This is a genomic window from Celerinatantimonas sediminis, from assembly GCF_046054195.1.
GTDB lineage: Bacteria > Pseudomonadota > Gammaproteobacteria > Enterobacterales > Celerinatantimonadaceae > Celerinatantimonas.
In genome coordinates this window covers 37342-53576 of the sequence record NZ_JBEQCS010000024.1, presented here as the reverse complement: position 1 = coordinate 53576, position 16235 = coordinate 37342, and the positions used below count along the sequence as shown (strand labels likewise).

Below are 16235 nucleotides of genomic sequence, written 5' to 3'. Positions count from 1 at the left end.
GCTCTGGCATTTTCTCTTATGTGGCTACCTATGTGGGTTGACTAATATATGTACAACAAAGATCAACACGCTCTAGTCATGCTAAGCTAAATCAATAAATAAGCATTACTTGTAGGTAATTTCAAAACCAACGAACATTGTTCATTTAAGGAGAATTTATGAGTCAAGTAAGCGTTATTTTCCACTCAGGTTATGGCCATACCAAAAAAGTAGCCGAAATTATCGCTGAAGGTGCGGGTGCCAAACTCATTGAAATTAGCAGTGAAGGCGAAATCTCTGATGCCGATTGGCAAACTCTAAGCGATTCAGACGCAATCATTTTTGGGACGCCCACCTATATGGGCGGACCGAGCTGGCAGTTTAAAAAATTTGCCGATGCTAGCTCAAAAATTTGGTTCAATAGTGGTTGGAGCGATAAACTTTTCGGTGGCTTTAGCGTCAGCGGTAGTCTCAATGGCGATAAACAAATCACACTCACTTACCTGCAAACACTCGCCGCTCAACATGGTGGACTGTGGGTCAGCCTTGGCATGCTTCCGGCCAACACATCAACCTCAACCCGTGAAGATATTAATAATTTAGGGGGCTCAACTGGGGTACTCGTTCAAGCCCCACCGGATGCTGGGGCAGAAGCGATTCCCAAAGGCGATTTAAACACCGCGAAGGCCTATGGTGAACGCGTTGCCAAATTGGCCAGTAAATGGGCAAAGTAACTTTTTAATCAAAGCAATGAAGGGCTACTGCCCTTCATTTTTAGAGCTCTCATCTGTTTTTGATTGGCTCTTATCGTTACTTGATTGAGTATCTGAGCTTGTATCAGTCGCTGTTGCATCAGTTTTGCTTTGATCACTGTCTGAGGCAGCTGAGTCATCTTTTTGCGGCGCGTTGTCATCAGCTTTTGCCTTCTCTTCTTTTTGTTTTTCTTCAGGCTTTTTAAGCTTCAGCGCTTCGCCAATATGAGCTAAGTCTGCACGTAGTTTTTGGCGGATATTTGGATTATCCCCTTTCAACCAAGTCTGAATATGACTCATCGTGGCATCTAACGTTGCTTTATCTAACCGATTCATCAATGGCGTTGCGGTTTGCACAAAGGTTTTTACATCCTGAGCCAAGCCTTGCCACTGCGCCCCCGCATTTGCTTGTTGCGATAGCCCCTGCTGCAGCGCTTGAAGGTCTTGAGCAAAACTAAGCGCTTGTTTAGAACTTTGCTCTTTAAGTTGACTAATCTGCTGGCGCAAAGCTTCGATGTTATTCGCATCGCCACCAAGACGGTCTTCTTTGGGCACACCTTGATAAACGCTAGCAAATGGCAACATTGCGTAGTAACTCACAGCAAAATCTAATGCGACTTCACCACCATCCCATTTTTGAGATTGTTTCTCTAGAAGCTGGCCTTGGCCTGCCAAGTAACCCTGATATCGTTTGCCAAGGTCGGCGATATCCTGCGCGGATGGCTCAAATGGTTTATCTGGTTTCGCTTGTGGCAGTTGTACTGTGAGCTGACCGTGTGGATTATCTTTAGCTCCACACAAAATGGCGTATTGCCCGGGGTCCAAATGCAGCATTAATTCTTGATGGGCGTTTGGTGGAATACTTTCTTGTATTGCAACCACTTGGCCGGCGTTTAAAATGCCCCACGATGCAGCTTTATCCGTGCGGTTAGTGACTACAAAATGGATATTGCCCGGATGAGTGTTAATTGCCATTGGCAAGCAACTTTGTTTAAGCAACGACACATCAATCGTATTGGCAGCTTCTGCCGCATTGGCGTAATAACTGGTCATACTCGTGACAGATAGTCCCAAAGATATTGCAAATAACAATTTTTTTGTCATGTAATGACCCTCTCAATAAAAAGCTGTAAGCGCCAAACGCACTATTAACCTATCATCTACAGCAACACATTGACCAGTTGCCCGAACAAATTGTGCAATTGCTGCCACTGTTTCACTAATGCCTGACGTTGACCTTCTTTAAGCGATGAAAGCTGTTCAAAGCCTCCAATAGTTGTCTGATATTGACTCATCCACTGGTTCATCTTGCTAAAGTGTTTATCCAAATTTGTTTTAAGCTGTGGCGACTCTTGTTCAATCAATGGTTTTAGCACCAGATACAACTGCTCAACGCCTTTAAGGCTGGCATATTGTTCGCTCAGAAAATCTTGCGCAGATAACTGCTTGGAGCCTTCTTCAGAGCGGTGCTCATTCTCAGCAATATCCTCAAGTGCACCTTTAAGCATGGCTCGCGTTTCAAAAGAGTTCATTGTCAGCTCATTTTGCATCGACTTTACATCACTTTCGAGCTTATCAGCTGGCTTACTCAACTGCGCACTATCAGTGCCAGAGCGCCATAACAGTTGAGCAATGTAGCGAAATCCTAATTGATTATCATCGCTGCCATCAATGCGCTGATTTAAAGAGCGCAGTGAAATTGTGGCAGGTTCAATATGTTCATAATAGACGCGAGTTGAAACATACAACTCCTGAGCTGCACTCACATTTCCGGCTTTTAATGCGCTAGTTAAAGCATCAGTATGGGTTACGAACTGCTGCAACTGCTTGATGATATAAATTTTATAGTCGGTCATTGCCTGCATCAATTGCACATCAGATGGCTTTGCCTTGGCAGGCAGACTCGAAAATGCACTTAAAATGGGTAAAACACACAGCAATGTCTTTAAGTACCTCATTGAAAATCCTTGATAATTACTTTTATTTATGAACAAACGACAACGTTCTGGTATCGGTCTCTACTATATCAAACTGGCATTTACTCGCACAGCTCAAGCCAAAGAGTGTTCGCCAATATAAGCTACCTTCATTTTTCCCAAACAGATATCCACTTATACCCATACAGAGATATCGACACCGATAATCCGTCAAAATAGTCAATGAATTTAAATAAAAGCTCACCTGCATAAAAATCATCTTAAACACTCTTTCAAAATAGCTAAGACGCTGTTGCGATAGCAATGATAAATATCTACTCAATTTTTCTAAATACGCAGCATTTTTATAAATTGTTCTCCCATGGCACAAATTCCCCTCTATGATTTATTAAGGGGCAGTTCAAGGATAAGGAACACTATGGGCAGGATTCTTCGATGATCCAGCACGCATCTCATTTATCACCTTATATACGTAAGGTGATTATTGGCTTTTTCACCTTTGTCTTTTTAACAGGTAGCCTTTTAGTTTTGCTCGGCTGGGAGATTCAAAGTATTACGCTCACCCAGCTGATGCCAGTGTTCCCCTCAATGAAACCCAATACAGCAATCGGCTTTTTTTTATGTGGCTGTGCTCTATTTTCCATTTATAAGCGTTTTTATTATCCCGTTTATATTATCGGTGGAATTTTAATTGCGCTGTTTAGCGCAACCGCAATTGAATATGCCTTTACGATTAACTTACACATCGACCAACTTTTATTTACGGATAAATGGAGTAATCAGTATCCAGGACGGCCATCCATAGCAACGTCAGTCAGTTTTATCTTCGCCGGGCTTTTTACCGTGCTCTATCCGCGTTGGCAAAAAAGAGCTGTTTATCTGGATATTGTTTGTGTGATTGGGTTAGCTTCTCCGACAATCGCCTTGCTCGGTTACATTTATAATCCGCTCGGATTATTTAAAGTCCCGGTGTTTTCCAGCATGGCTTTTCATACCTGTATCGCCTTTATCATGTTTTTTATCGCCGCTCCGGTTCTTAATCAAAGAAGCCATATCAATGCGTTATTGTTCGTCGATGCCCCCGGTTCAAGGTTATTTAAACGGCTGATTTTACCAATTTTTGCAATGCCGCTGTTACTGGGGCTCATCTACAAAACATTGGTCGTCAATAAGCTGCTGGAGCCGGATTTTGCATTAGCGCTATTTGCTGCAAGCTTTATCATAGTGAGCCTTGCGGCACTGATTCATAACTCAGTTCGCTACAACGCATTATTTGCTGAATTCAACGCCATTAGCACCGACAACCTACATAAACAGTTAAAACTTTCAGTCATTCTCGATTCGTCATCAGGCGCACTGATTTTATTTTCAGAAAAAGGCGTGATTTTATCGGTCAATCGCGGGGCTACGAATATTCTCGGCTGGACGCAGGAAGAGATGGAACAGATGAGCGTTTGGGAAATTGTCCCATTTCGCTATCGAATAACCATTTTACGAGCCGTTGCGAACTTTCGCCGACAGAGCAACGAAACTCGAGAAAGCCTTTCATTATGGTTATTTGCTAAATGTAAAAATGCTGAAGAGCTGGCGGTACTCGTCTCTGTCACTCAAAATACTTATCGAAATCAGCTTATTTACGGCGCATTAGTTTTGGATGCACAGCGTTTGATTGATCATATTCAGCGCTTAAACCGAGATATCAACCTCGACCAACTAACCCAAGCGCATAACCGCCGAGCACTTGAGCATGAGATGCAAACTCTGCGCGAAAATCTTACCGACGCACAGCTTAAACTTGCTATTGCAATTATCGACATCGACCATTTTAAAGCGATTAACGATCAATACGGACACCGCGCCGGCGATCTTGCATTGCAAACATTTGCTCGTCGAATTATTAACTGCTTGCGTGTCCATGATCGTCTCTATCGTTTTGGTGGTGACGAGTTCGTAGTAATAGCAGAAGTTGCCAATGAGCTAGAGCTTAGGGCAATATTTGAACGAGTCCGGGTTGCTATAGCTGCAACACCGGTTAGTTATGAGAACATGCATTTTAACCTCACCTGTAGCATCGGAGTTTGCTCAATGGCAACAGGCGAAGGCAATATCGACCGCTGTTTTTCCAATGCCGACCAAGCACTCTATCAATCAAAACAAAGAGGCCGAAATCGTTTAGAAATATATAAAAGTAGCCAATCAATACGCACGCCTTCTCATACCAATTTATCGACTCATGATTAGAAGATGCTGCACTTAAGTTCATTTAAAAGCATTCTGAACTTTGTTGCCCCTACTTGCTTAACTCAAAAATCCGCGCAGGCTACACCCCATAAAATGCGTTTGATTTGAACAAAATTCAACTGTCAAAGATCAACAGCCTCTCGTACTGCTGATCTAAATAACTATGTCTAAGTAACTATGGCTGAATCGGTCAGCTTTGTTAGAATGCGTTTCTTGCTTATTACTGAATTAGGATTATCACACCATGTGGTTTAAAAATCTTTTGCTCTATCGGCTTACCAAACCTTTTACGCATACCCAAGAGCAACTTGAAGATGCCATGAGCTCCTTCGCCTTTAAACCTTGCGGCAGTCAGGATCTAAGCCAGTTAGGCTGGGTTAGTCCTTTAGGCAAACAAGGCAGCGCATTAACTCACAGCGCCAATAACGAATTGTTACTGTGTGTAAAAAAAGAAGAAAAAATTCTGCCCTCAACGGTGGTGCGCGAAGCTCTACAAGAAAAGATTGAAAGCCAAGAAGCAGAGCAGCAACGTTCACTGAAAAAAGCTGAAAAACAATCGTTGAAAGACGAAATTATTCAGCAACTGCTTCCTCGTGCATTTACTCGCCATAATTTAACTTTCGCTTGGATTAGTCCTGACGGTGGTTTTATCTGTGTTGATGCCTCAAGTGCACGCAAAGCTGATGAACTCTTAGGGGTGCTTAGAAAATCTCTAGGCTCATTACCTGTCGTGCCGGTTAGTCTTGAAACCCCAGCGGATGTCACTATGACCGATTGGCTTAAAGATGGCCAAGTCCCAAGTGGCTTTGAGTTAGGTAGTGAAGCCGAATTTCGCAGCGCCCTTGAGCATGGCGGTATTATTCGAGCCAAAGAGCAAGACTTGCTGAGTGATGAAATCGCAGCTCACTTAGAAGCGGATAAGATGGTGACCAAATTAGCGCTCACTTATGCTGATAATCTATCATTTGTGCTAACGGATGAAGTTGCTTTAAAACGTTTGAAATTTGCTGATGAACTGCTTGAAGAAAACGATGATATCAATAGCGAAGATCCACTCGCCCGATTCGATGCTGACTTTGCTCTGATGTGTGGTGAATTAAGCCAATTTCTGCCAGCATTGTACGAAGCACTAGGTGGCCTGCAAGCAACGGAATAAACTTGTTAAAACCGTTGTTCTTAACAACATAATAACCAACAGCCAGAAGGAATCGATAGATAAGGATGTTACACAATGAACATTGATACCAACTGGCTGGAAGATTTTTTGATGCTGGCTAAAGTCCAGCATTTTTCTAAAGCCGCGCAGCTGCGCCATATCACGCAACCAGCCTTTGGCCGACGAATTCGCTCTTTAGAATCCTCTGTAGGACAACAGCTGATTGACCGCAATACAACACCGGTTAGTCTCACCCCCGCTGGAAAACAGTTTTTAGTGGTTGCCAGAAACATGGTAAACCAGATGCAATCGGCCATCGCTCAACTAAATGCCGATACCCAGTCAATCTTAAGCCCGGTGACGATAGCATCGCCCCATTCGCTAGCGAGCCCAACGCTTATTCAACTGCTTGATAGTGTCCAAGAAACAGGGACAACATTGCCTTATTCGGTTGATGTTTTGCGCGTAGAAGAAGGCATTCATGCGCTCAAAGAAGGGCTCTGTGATTACCTACTGGCATTTGATCACATTGCTCTGTTACAGCCTCCGTTTAAAAATCTATTACTAGGTCAGGGACAATTTTTACTCGTTTGCGCTCAAAAAAATGGCAAGCCACTTTTTTCACTCGATGAGAGCGAGCTTCCCTACTTACGATACACAGACAACTCTTATTCAGCGCGTTTACTAGAGCAGCACCAACCAGAGTTTTCGACCCATTTAAACCCGATTTTTCACTCATCTATGTGTCAATTACACAAAGAGATGGTACTGCTTGGCAAAGGAGTCGCTTGGTTACCCGATGTGCTCATTGGCGAGGAGTTACAAAAGCAAGAAATTGTTGCATTAGACCCTGAACTCTATTCACTGCCCTTTAAAATTCGCCTATATCGCTACAACACCTCGTTAAGTATGCAAGCCCAGCAGCTCTGGGAAAGCTTACAACACAAGTATTCACAACGACTCTTTTGTCAGCCTTTTTTCAAAGAAAATCCATAATTTGAGTCGGTTATGCCGAGTCGGCATTACTGGTTAAAAAACAGCATTTCCTTTTCATCTTGGCATCTAGCCATAATAGGTTAACTATTGCCCAAATTTTAAATTGATATGCCATCACTTTCGTTAACTGAGTTTCTAACTCTCATTCCTAAAGCTGAATTACATTATCATCTGCTTGGAGGCGTGCGCTTAGCAACGATGCAGGCGCTGGCAGAGAAATATCATGTTGAGCTCTCAGACGAACAAGCGCAGTCGTATTACCGAGCATACCAAACATCTGGAAAACCTCGCAAAGGTGGCATTCAAGCGTTAACTTTTTTATATCAGTTGATGAAAGAGCCAGAAGATTATCACCGAGTTGTATTGGAAGTTGCTGAAGATGCAGCAGCGGTTGGACTTCGCTACATTGAAACATTTTGGAACCCTAGTGATACGCCAATCGAGTATCAAACACTGAACCAAACTCTGATTCAAGCAGCCGACCAAGCGCAACAAGACTTCGGTGTCACAATCCGTTTAATTCCCTCAATTAACCGCGAAAAATCTCCCGAAGAAGCCGTTAAAATGGTGAATATGGTCATTGCCCATCCTCACCCTTATGTGTTGGGCATTGGCATCGATTACAAAGAACAAAATGCCAGCGTGGAGAAGTTCTGGCGCGCTTATCAACTTGCTCGCAAACACGGCTTAAAACTCACCGCTCACTGCTCTGAATTTGGTCTGCATTGGCGAAATGTACAAGCTGGTATTGAGCTGATTGGTTGTGATCGAATTGATCACGGTTACACCATCGTTGAAAACGAAACGCTTTGCCAAGCCTATGCTTATTGCGGCGTACCATTTACCGTCATTCCGTCAAATACCTATTACCTTTCACAATGGCCAGAACATCGCACTTGGCAGCAAAATCATCCAATTCGAAAAATGGCGCGAGCAGGACTCAACATCGTCCCAGGTACCGACGACTGGCATATCCATAACACCAATAGTGCCAAGTGTTATCAGGTTCTTGTAGAAGATTTTGGCTTCGATCTGGATGGTATCCGCCAGATGATTATTAACAGCATCGAAGCCTCATGGAGCTCTATCGATTGGCAACAACAGCAAAAGCAACTCTGGTTAAAGGAATTTGATTCGCTAAGAAAGCAGCTAGTAAGCGAGCCAATCATCCCGCAAGAGATGCATACCCCCTATAAAAGAAAAGTCTCAGGAGAATAATCATGCAAGCCGACACGCACCAGAGAGGGCTTCTTGCTCGCTGGTTTAAATTTGCCGAAAATGGCACATCGATGAAAAGGGAAATCATTGGTGGGATCACAACCTTTGCCACTATGGCTTACATTATTGCGGTTGTTCCCGGTATGCTCAGCCACGCGGGTATCCCTTTTGCCAGTGCCATGACCGTGACCATCTTAATGACAGCGATCACCACCTTAGGTATGGCGTTTTATACTAACCGTCCTTTTGTGCTAGGCCCAGGCCTTGGCAGTGTCGCTATCTTTTCCTTTACCCTGCTTGGTAATGGTGTGCCAATTGGCGTTGCATCGGGGATTATTTTCATCTCTGGCATTATCTTCATGCTGGTGTCGTTTTTTGGGGTTCGCGATTTCATCGTTACCGTGATTCCCCATGGCATTAAAGTCTCGGTTGGCGTCGGAATTGGCCTATTTATCGCGTTATTAGGGGCAAGAGAAGCTGGGTTAGTCATCGCGAATGCGCATAAAAATGTGCTTAATTTTGGTGATTTAACCAACCCACATACACTGCTAGCCATCGCCAGCTTCTTTTTAATTTTAGTGATGAGTATTCGCAAAATTCAGGGCGGCATTCTGATATCGATTATTATCACAACTATCGCAGCTCTATGTTTAGGTTTGGCGAAAATGCCAACACACTTCTTTAGCATGCCTGCGAACATTTCTGACATGGCTTTTAAACTAGATATTAGCGGCGCGTTAGAGCCTAAATATCTGCCATTTTTACTGGCATTTTTTATCCCTGATTTTTTCTCAACTCTCGGGACATTACTCGGAGTGGGCGCACAGGCAGGTTATCTTGATAAAGATGGCAACCTGCCAGGGATTGATAAGTGTTTCCATGTGGACTCAACAGCGACAACCTTCGGCTCACTGTTTTCATGCCCAGTTTTGACCACCTATTTAGAAAGTTCTGCAGGTGTTGAAGCTGGCGGTCGCACTGGATTTACCGCTGTTGTCACAGCTATCTGTTTCTTGCTGACGCTATTTATTGCCCCTATTGCCACCACCATTCCAGAGGCAGCAACGGCACCGGTATTGATGTTCATTGGGATTAATATGATGAAAAGCATCAGCCGAGTTAACTTTTCTGATGTGACAGATTACCTACCCGCATTTATCTGCATCGTGATCACAATCTTTACCTTTAACGCCGGCAATGGCATCGCAGCGGCGCTCGTTGTGTATGCATTTCTAAAACTGGTAAGTGGCCGAGCAAAAGAAGATCACTGGTCAGTTTATCTCATCGGCTTATTGATGTTAGCTTATTTCTATAATCTGACTTTGCATTAATAACTAATATGCTTTAGCCAAAGAGCTGTCCTGCAGCTCTTTTTTATTAGCTTGAGAAAATAACATCTCCTAGGGGCTGTTGATCTTTGGTGGTTGAATTTTGTTCAAATTAAACGCATTTTGAACGCGCCGCATCCTGTGTCGCTTAACGAGTTAAGCAAGCAGGGTGCAACAAAGTTCAGGATGCGTTTAAATGAACCCGAAGGGCAGTATCTGAGAGGAATTTATCCAGCGTTAAACGTTTTTTGTGCAGAACTACACGGCACAACGTTTGCTTTGCCTATATTCCTTTCAGATTGCTGCATAACTAATCACAAAAGGTCAACAGCTCCTAGGCATAACCGCATTTTTAACGTAGAATTTGCGCCCTTGCGATACCATCAGGTGGTGTCGTACTGACTTGAGATCAGACAACAGAGATTTAATCATGAGCACAGAAAAACCATTTGTACCCGAGCTGTTATCCCCAGCTGGGAGCCTTAAAAATATGCGTTATGCATTTGCCTACGGCGCTGATGCTGTCTACGCAGGCCAGCCTCGCTATAGCTTGCGGGTTCGTAATAATGAATTTAACCACGAAAATCTAAAAATTGGGATTGATGAAGCCCATGCCCAGGGTAAGAAATTTTATGTGGTTTGTAATATTCAGCCCCATAACTCTAAATTAAAAACCTTTATTCGCGATCTAAAACCAGTGATTGATATGGGCCCTGATGCATTGATTATGTCAGATCCTGGTTTAATTATGATGGTGCGAGAAGCATTTCCGGATATGACAATTCACCTTTCAGTGCAAGCCAATGCGGTGAACTGGGCAACGGTCAAATTCTGGGCATCACAAGGGATTTCACGCGTCATTATGTCTCGAGAACTCTCGTTAGAAGAGATTGAAGAGATCCGCAAACAATGCCCAAGCACTGAAATCGAGATTTTCGTCCATGGTGCTTTGTGCATGGCCTACTCTGGACGCTGCTTGCTTTCTGGTTACATCAACAAACGTGACCCTAACCAAGGAACGTGCACAAACGCTTGCCGCTGGGAATATAAAGTCGAAAAAGGCAAAGAAGACGATGCCGGACAGATTGTCGAACAATTCGACCCAAATGCCGCAAATCCAGTTGAAGTGCTCAATGAACGTCCAGATAACACGCTTGGTCTTGGCAAACCTTCAGATGAAGTGGTCTTGCTCTCAGAAAGCCATCGTCCAGATGACAAAATGGCCGCTTTTGAGGATGAGCACGGCACCTATATTATGAACTCCAAAGACCTTCGAGCCGTACAACATGTTGAACGTCTGACCAAAATGGGCATTCACTCGCTGAAAATTGAAGGGCGTACCAAATCTTATTATTACTGTGCACGTACCGCTCAGGTTTATCGCAAAGCAATTGATGATGCAGTTGCTGGCAAACCATTTGATGAAAGTTTATTGGGCACCTTAGAGAGCTTGGCTCACCGTGGTTACACCGAAGGGTTCTTGCGCCGCCATACTCATGAAGAATACCAAAATTACGACTACGGTTACTCTATCAGTGACTCACAGCAGTTTGTCGGCGAAGTCATTGGTCGTGCAAGCAATGGCATGGCTGAAGTTGCGGTTAAAAATAAATTCTTACTGGGTGATTCACTTGAGCTGATGACGCCACAAGGCAACATCACATTCACGCTTGAGCAATTGGAAAACAAAAAAGGTGAGCCGTTAGAAGCTGCACTTGGCAGTGGTCATACGGTTTACTTCCCTGTTCCAGAAAATATCGACCTGGAATACGCGTTGATTATGCGTAATCTGCAAGCGGGAACAAACACTCGCCATCCGCACCAAAAAAGTGCTTAAGTGACACGAAACTGCTCTGTCTAGGTGGGTATTTCTTACCCACCTTTATTTCCCACAGATTAACAGCTTGAAAAATAATCATAAAATTGACAGATAGCTGATTATTGGCCCACTTTGGTTGCTGGCACATCAATTGCGAGTAAACTAATTTACTCCACTGATGCTTAAACACGGCTAAAGGAGCCTTGAATGTTAGAGCAAGCTATTACTGTCATCCTAGCCGGGGGCAAAGGTTCTCGACTTTCACCTTTAACGCAGTATCGGGCCAAGCCGGCTGTTCCCTTTGGCGGAAAATATCGCCTCATCGATTTTACTCTTGCGAACTGCTTACACTCTGGATTACGCCGCATTTTAGTTCTGACACAGTATCAGTCGCACTCTCTACATAAACACCTGCGAGATGGCTGGTCTATTTTCAATCCAGAATTAGGTGAATTTATCACTCCGGTCCCACCACAAATGAGTGAGAACATTAACGGTTATCGTGGGACAGCGGACGCTATCTACCAAAATCTTTATTTGTTGGAGCGAAATAACGCCAAATACGTGGTTATTCTATCGGGCGATCATATCTATCGCATGGATTATGAGCCGATGCTGCGCCAACATATCCAAACTCGCGCCGATTTAACATTAGCGTGCATGGAGATTGATGCGCATCAATCCCGCCATTTTGGAATTGTCAGCGCCAATTCTCGCCAGCAGGTTGAAGGCTTCGTCGAAAAACCAGAGCATCCACCAACGCTTGAAGATAATCCCGAGCGAGCTTTAGCCTCTATGGGCGTTTATATTTTTAGTCTTGATTATTTAAAAAAATGCCTGTGTGAAAATGCTGAGCAAAACAATGATCAGTTTGACTTTGGCCACCACATTATTCCCCAAGCGGTGCAGCATGGTCAGGTTTATGTGTACCATTTTGGCGGAGCCAGTGGCCGCGTCAGCCGAGATCAATATTGGCGTGATGTAGGGACGCTTGACTCCTATTATCAAGCCAATATGGACTTATTGCAGAGCGTGCCCCCCATCGATTTGTATCAAAGTGACTGGCTGATTCGCTCTTATCAGAAACAGGTCGCACCGGCAAAAATGGTGTCAGGCGCTTCAGGCACCGAGGGGATCACCATCAACTCCATAGTCAGTGGGGGCGTAGTTGTATCGGGCGGATGTGTGCAGCACTCCATTTTATTTCAGAATGTACGGGTATTAGATGAAGCGGTTGTTGAAAGCAGTATTCTTTGCGATGACGTAGAAGTAGGCCCAGGATGTCGGCTCAACCGCTGCATCATTGATAAAAATGTTGTGATTCCACCAGGAACAGAAATTGGCATTAATAAGCACCTTGATAAACAGCGCTTTACCATCTCTGAGGATGGCGTAGTCGTTATACCTAAAAATTATCGGTTTGAATAACTTAGGGCTTAACCCACAAAGGCGCCAATGGCGCCTTTTGTATTGGCCGATAGACAAAAAGATTAGTCTGGCAACACCGCGTTGTGGTAAACGTTTTGAACATCATCATCATCGTTTAACACATCGAGGAATCGCTGGAATGTCTCAGCATCTTCACCGGTGAGTTCAGTGCTGGTTTGCGGCACAAAAGAGATCTCTTCAATATCAAAGTTCAGATCAGGCATTGCATCAAGTAACGCACTACGCACTTTGTCATATTCGGTATATGGGGCGAATACAGTCACAGAACCATCTTCGCTTTCGATTTCACTGACATCAGCATCAGCTTCCATCAAAATTTCCAAAATCGCATCTTCATCATCATGCGCAAAACCAAAAATAGCCTGATGGTCAAACAGATGACCTACAGCGCCTGGGCTTCCCAACTTCGCATCATTTTTGACAAAGGCTTGACGTACAGAAGCGAACGTACGGCTATTGTTGTCGGTTAAACAGTCAACAATCACCATGCAGCCCCCAGGACCGAAGCCTTCATAACGAGCTGGTGCATAATCTTCACCGGCTCCACCCGTTGCTTTTTCGATTGCACGATCAATAACGTGTGATGGAACCTGGTCTTTTTTGGCTTTTTCAATCAGGCGTTTCAGTGATAGGTTTGCATCTGGATCACCGCCGCCTTTTTTGGCACTGACATAAATCTCTTTGCCGTATTTAGAATAAACTTTTGTTTTAGCGCCCGCAGTCTTAGCCATCGACACTTTACGGACTTCGTAGGCTCTTCCCATTAATTTCAACTCTAAACAAACAACAATTGTGGCAGGGATTCTACCATAGCTTGGCGATTGCTCCACGCAAAGATTGAGATTTCCCTTAATCAGAATGGGACGATTCAAGCGAATGTTATCAAGCTTTTAACGCAAACCACTTTAAGATAAAAAAACGTATCTTTTTTGCTAAAAACCTTTTACCTAAGCTGAATGGCAACATGAACAAGAGCTTACCCAAATCGTTGCATCGGTATAAAAATAAAAACCTATATAAAATATGACATTTAGATATTTCATTTAAATATTCAAAATATACCTTAATTTATGCTAATCAGATTTAAATGGATATCCATAAACTTATATAAAGTTATGGGTTAGCTCATATTTATCAATACGCTCACACATTACTTTATTTAAATGTTTTTTGTATCTAAATGATCTTGCTAATATTATTAGTTTTATCTCTTAGTTATCAGAGCTTCATCCTCCATCTGTGTAATTAATAGAATTATTAAAATTTATATGGTATTCTCGCGCAACCATTTATCGACTAATTAATTTGACTTAATTCATGAATACTCTAATGTCGCTGCTATCGATAGGGCTAGTCCTATATTCGATATACAGTACTATTGTTTATTATTCGCGTCGCTCTAACAGCAAATCAGCAATGAAATCGTTACTCACTAGCGAGCCCCACCGTGAATTAACCAATGCCGAAAAAACAATTGTTGCCCAACTAAAACCCAAAGAGGGAGTTAAACCCGAAGTCTATTATTTAGAGGGCGAGTTTACCCGCTATGGCATTTCTAGCTCTCAAGGGGGAGAGGTTTGGCATGATGCGATAGGTGGTGTAGAGGTTGAACTGCCCTACTCTAGTCGCTTATTTTTAACTCAATCTAATAAAGCTGAAGTCATCGCTTTTGATAAAAAGAAGATGTTGGTTATTTCGCTTAACGAACAGTTTACCCTGATTGAAGGCTATGAAGTCGATCAAATAGAGCAAAGCCAAAATAAGCAGTGGCAACAAGGTACTCCAGGTGAAATTAAAGACGATACGCTACTTAATTATGTCACTGATAATCAATTAGGCGATGGACTTGAACATCAACTCAAATATAAAATCATTAATAATCGAGAAGAAACACAGGCTGAAAGAGAGTATCGCTACCACCCTGGTTTTAAAATACTCGCCTCGATATTTCTCGCCATCGGATTTGGTTGCCTAATACAAGCTGATTTCAATCAGACATCTGGACAAATATTCGGCCTTGTAAGCCTAGTGACCTTTATTCTTGGGTTGTTTTTACTGATTAAAAACAAAAAACTGCAAGAACCTAAACAAGTTAACCTTGTTCAAGGGGTCTTATATCAAGACGATGATAGCAATGTCTACTTAGGGGGCAACAAATTAATTGTTCCTGCCGGTTGGGAAAATCGCTTAGAGCTCAGCAAAAGAGAGCGGATTTACGATATTACTACCGATTACCATCTACTGCGTGCCAATGAATTAAGTATTGACCAGGCAGGTCTCAAACAAGTTTTCTGGGGTAAACACGTATTGCCAGCTCTCGTTGGCATTATCGCTGTTATCATCGGTCTTGGAACATTCAACCAGATAAAAGCTGACTGGTATTACACCTTAAATTTTATCAAGGGCGACACACCAAAGACCTATGCCAGCGTAGCCGATTTTAACAATCATCCCCCTAAAGCAGGTACTTTAATCAAACTAAAAGGTTCCTACCGTTGCTGGCTAGACAAAGAAGATGGTGAAATAGAAAACAACTGTAATATCCAACTTTATGGAACCGATAAGAAACTTGCCGAGCCTTTAAAATTAGACTCAAATATCCAAAAGCTTTCCGATACCCCATGGTTTGAAAAAGCTCATCTGAGTGTTTTTGCAAAAATGTACTTAATGGAGCTTGCGAAAAAGCGTCACGGATATGTCGATTTTAACTCACTGCTACGTTTCGCTCATCCCGTTGAATTTATCCAACTGATTGACAAAGTTTGTGAAAGCAATTTGAAGGATTGTAAACAAATCAAGTCTGAATTTAGTGACCTAATTCATGCCGATAACTGGGATGAAGCTAAAAAAATGGCAGCATCAGGCAAAAAGGGATTATTTAAACGCTCGTCTAAAAGTAATTTAGAATATGATTGGAAGCAAATTAAAGATGAGTATGCCAAAGATCTTAGAGATAAATTACTGACTCGACTTTATCAACAGACGCATCAAGGTGTCTTAATTAGTCTAACGCCCTTCACTGGCGTAGATGATTCTTCGTGGAGATATAGCCGTTACCAACCTTGGAAAAGTTTGCTCTTTAACCAAAAATTAGCCGTAGGTGAGATAGCAACGACACCTCAAGATAATGAAGTTATTGGCATCGTAAGCTCAGCGCAGCAACATCACCCGATTGAGATTAATAACCGATATTCTTATCCATTTAACCAACCGAACAATTACTTAATTACGATTATCTTTATGTTTTTGGCCACGATTTTAGCAATCTGGCAAATCATATTGCTTATCTGGCGTCTTAATAAAAAAGACAAGCAGTTGACCGCTTAAACCACTCGGGCAACGAATATTCGTTGCCCATTT

The 16235-nt window shown here is 42.9% G+C and carries 12 protein-coding genes; 9 read left to right on the top strand and 3 right to left on the bottom strand.

Features of this window, described 5'->3' with window-relative positions; genetic code table 11:
* Nucleotides 1-158: 158 nt before the first annotated feature.
* Complete coding sequence (locus ABTQ23_RS19585) at nt 159-713, top strand: flavodoxin family protein (RefSeq protein WP_408617451.1); 555 nt, start codon at nt 159-161, stop codon at nt 711-713.
* 24 nt (nt 714-737) lie between these two features.
* Here ABTQ23_RS19585 and ABTQ23_RS19580 read toward each other — a convergent pair whose 3' ends face one another.
* Both ABTQ23_RS19580 and ABTQ23_RS19575 read right to left on the bottom strand, forming a co-directional pair.
* On the bottom strand, nt 738-1835 hold the full coding sequence (locus ABTQ23_RS19580) for a cupredoxin domain-containing protein (RefSeq protein ID WP_408617450.1): 1098 nt from the start codon (nt 1833-1835) through the stop codon (nt 738-740).
* Nucleotides 1836-1891: 56 nt separating this feature from the next.
* Nucleotides 1892-2689 carry an EfeM/EfeO family lipoprotein gene (locus tag ABTQ23_RS19575; RefSeq protein WP_408617449.1) on the bottom strand — a complete coding sequence of 266 codons (798 nt, stop codon included), beginning with the start codon at nt 2687-2689 and terminating at the stop codon, nt 1892-1894.
* A gap of 414 nt (nt 2690-3103) precedes the next feature.
* Between ABTQ23_RS19575 and ABTQ23_RS19570 the strand changes: the two genes are divergently transcribed.
* The 7 genes from ABTQ23_RS19570 (at nt 3104) to glgC (ending at nt 12854) form a co-directional block, all read left to right on the top strand.
* Nucleotides 3104-4909, top strand: coding sequence for a GGDEF domain-containing protein (locus ABTQ23_RS19570; RefSeq protein WP_408617448.1), 1806 nt, complete (start codon nt 3104-3106; stop codon nt 4907-4909).
* A gap of 244 nt (nt 4910-5153) precedes the next feature.
* The gene (gene rdgC / locus ABTQ23_RS19565; RefSeq protein WP_408617447.1) at nt 5154-6065 is read left to right on the top strand and encodes a recombination-associated protein RdgC; all 912 of its coding nucleotides are present in this window, start codon (nt 5154-5156) and stop codon (nt 6063-6065) included.
* Between the two features lie 75 nt (nt 6066-6140).
* Complete coding sequence (locus ABTQ23_RS19560) at nt 6141-7061, top strand: LysR family transcriptional regulator (RefSeq protein WP_408617446.1); 921 nt, start codon at nt 6141-6143, stop codon at nt 7059-7061.
* 108 nt (nt 7062-7169) lie between these two features.
* Complete coding sequence (locus ABTQ23_RS19555; protein WP_408617445.1) at nt 7170-8279, top strand: adenosine deaminase family protein; 1110 nt, start codon at nt 7170-7172, stop codon at nt 8277-8279.
* A gap of 2 nt (nt 8280-8281) precedes the next feature.
* A complete protein-coding gene (locus ABTQ23_RS19550; RefSeq protein ID WP_408617444.1) occupies nt 8282-9610 on the top strand; it encodes an NCS2 family permease in 1329 nt (442 codons plus the stop codon).
* A 427-nt stretch (nt 9611-10037) separates the two neighbouring features.
* Complete coding sequence (trhP, locus tag ABTQ23_RS19545; RefSeq protein WP_408617443.1) at nt 10038-11444, top strand: prephenate-dependent tRNA uridine(34) hydroxylase TrhP; 1407 nt, start codon at nt 10038-10040, stop codon at nt 11442-11444.
* 189 nt (nt 11445-11633) lie between these two features.
* The gene (glgC, locus tag ABTQ23_RS19540; protein ID WP_408617442.1) at nt 11634-12854 is read left to right on the top strand and encodes a glucose-1-phosphate adenylyltransferase; all 1221 of its coding nucleotides are present in this window, start codon (nt 11634-11636) and stop codon (nt 12852-12854) included.
* Nucleotides 12855-12916: 62 nt separating this feature from the next.
* Here the strand turns inward: glgC and ABTQ23_RS19535 are convergent, their stop codons facing one another.
* Nucleotides 12917-13639 (bottom strand): YebC/PmpR family DNA-binding transcriptional regulator, encoded by a 723-nt coding sequence (locus tag ABTQ23_RS19535; RefSeq protein ID WP_408617441.1) that lies wholly within the window; start codon nt 13637-13639, stop codon nt 12917-12919.
* Between the two features lie 652 nt (nt 13640-14291).
* Here ABTQ23_RS19535 and ABTQ23_RS19530 point away from each other — a divergent pair.
* Nucleotides 14292-16202 (top strand): IgaA/UmoB family intracellular growth attenuator, encoded by a 1911-nt coding sequence (locus tag ABTQ23_RS19530; RefSeq protein ID WP_408617440.1) that lies wholly within the window; start codon nt 14292-14294, stop codon nt 16200-16202.
* The last annotated feature ends 33 nt before the right edge of the window (nt 16203-16235 follow it).

Coding starts and splice junctions, on each gene's coding strand:
- ABTQ23_RS19585 (WP_408617451.1), top strand. CDS start 159: ATGAGTCAAGTAAGCGTTATTTTCCACTCAGGTTATGGCCATACCAAA.
- ABTQ23_RS19580 (WP_408617450.1), bottom strand. CDS start 1,835: ATGACAAAAAAATTGTTATTTGCAATATCTTTGGGACTATCTGTCACG.
- ABTQ23_RS19575 (WP_408617449.1), bottom strand. CDS start 2,689: ATGAGGTACTTAAAGACATTGCTGTGTGTTTTACCCATTTTAAGTGCA.
- ABTQ23_RS19570 (WP_408617448.1), top strand. CDS start 3,104: ATGATCCAGCACGCATCTCATTTATCACCTTATATACGTAAGGTGATT.
- rdgC (WP_408617447.1), top strand. CDS start 5,154: ATGTGGTTTAAAAATCTTTTGCTCTATCGGCTTACCAAACCTTTTACG.
- ABTQ23_RS19560 (WP_408617446.1), top strand. CDS start 6,141: ATGAACATTGATACCAACTGGCTGGAAGATTTTTTGATGCTGGCTAAA.
- ABTQ23_RS19555 (WP_408617445.1), top strand. CDS start 7,170: ATGCCATCACTTTCGTTAACTGAGTTTCTAACTCTCATTCCTAAAGCT.
- ABTQ23_RS19550 (WP_408617444.1), top strand. CDS start 8,282: ATGCAAGCCGACACGCACCAGAGAGGGCTTCTTGCTCGCTGGTTTAAA.
- trhP (WP_408617443.1), top strand. CDS start 10,038: ATGAGCACAGAAAAACCATTTGTACCCGAGCTGTTATCCCCAGCTGGG.
- glgC (WP_408617442.1), top strand. CDS start 11,634: ATGTTAGAGCAAGCTATTACTGTCATCCTAGCCGGGGGCAAAGGTTCT.
- ABTQ23_RS19535 (WP_408617441.1), bottom strand. CDS start 13,639: ATGGGAAGAGCCTACGAAGTCCGTAAAGTGTCGATGGCTAAGACTGCG.
- ABTQ23_RS19530 (WP_408617440.1), top strand. CDS start 14,292: ATGAAATCGTTACTCACTAGCGAGCCCCACCGTGAATTAACCAATGCC.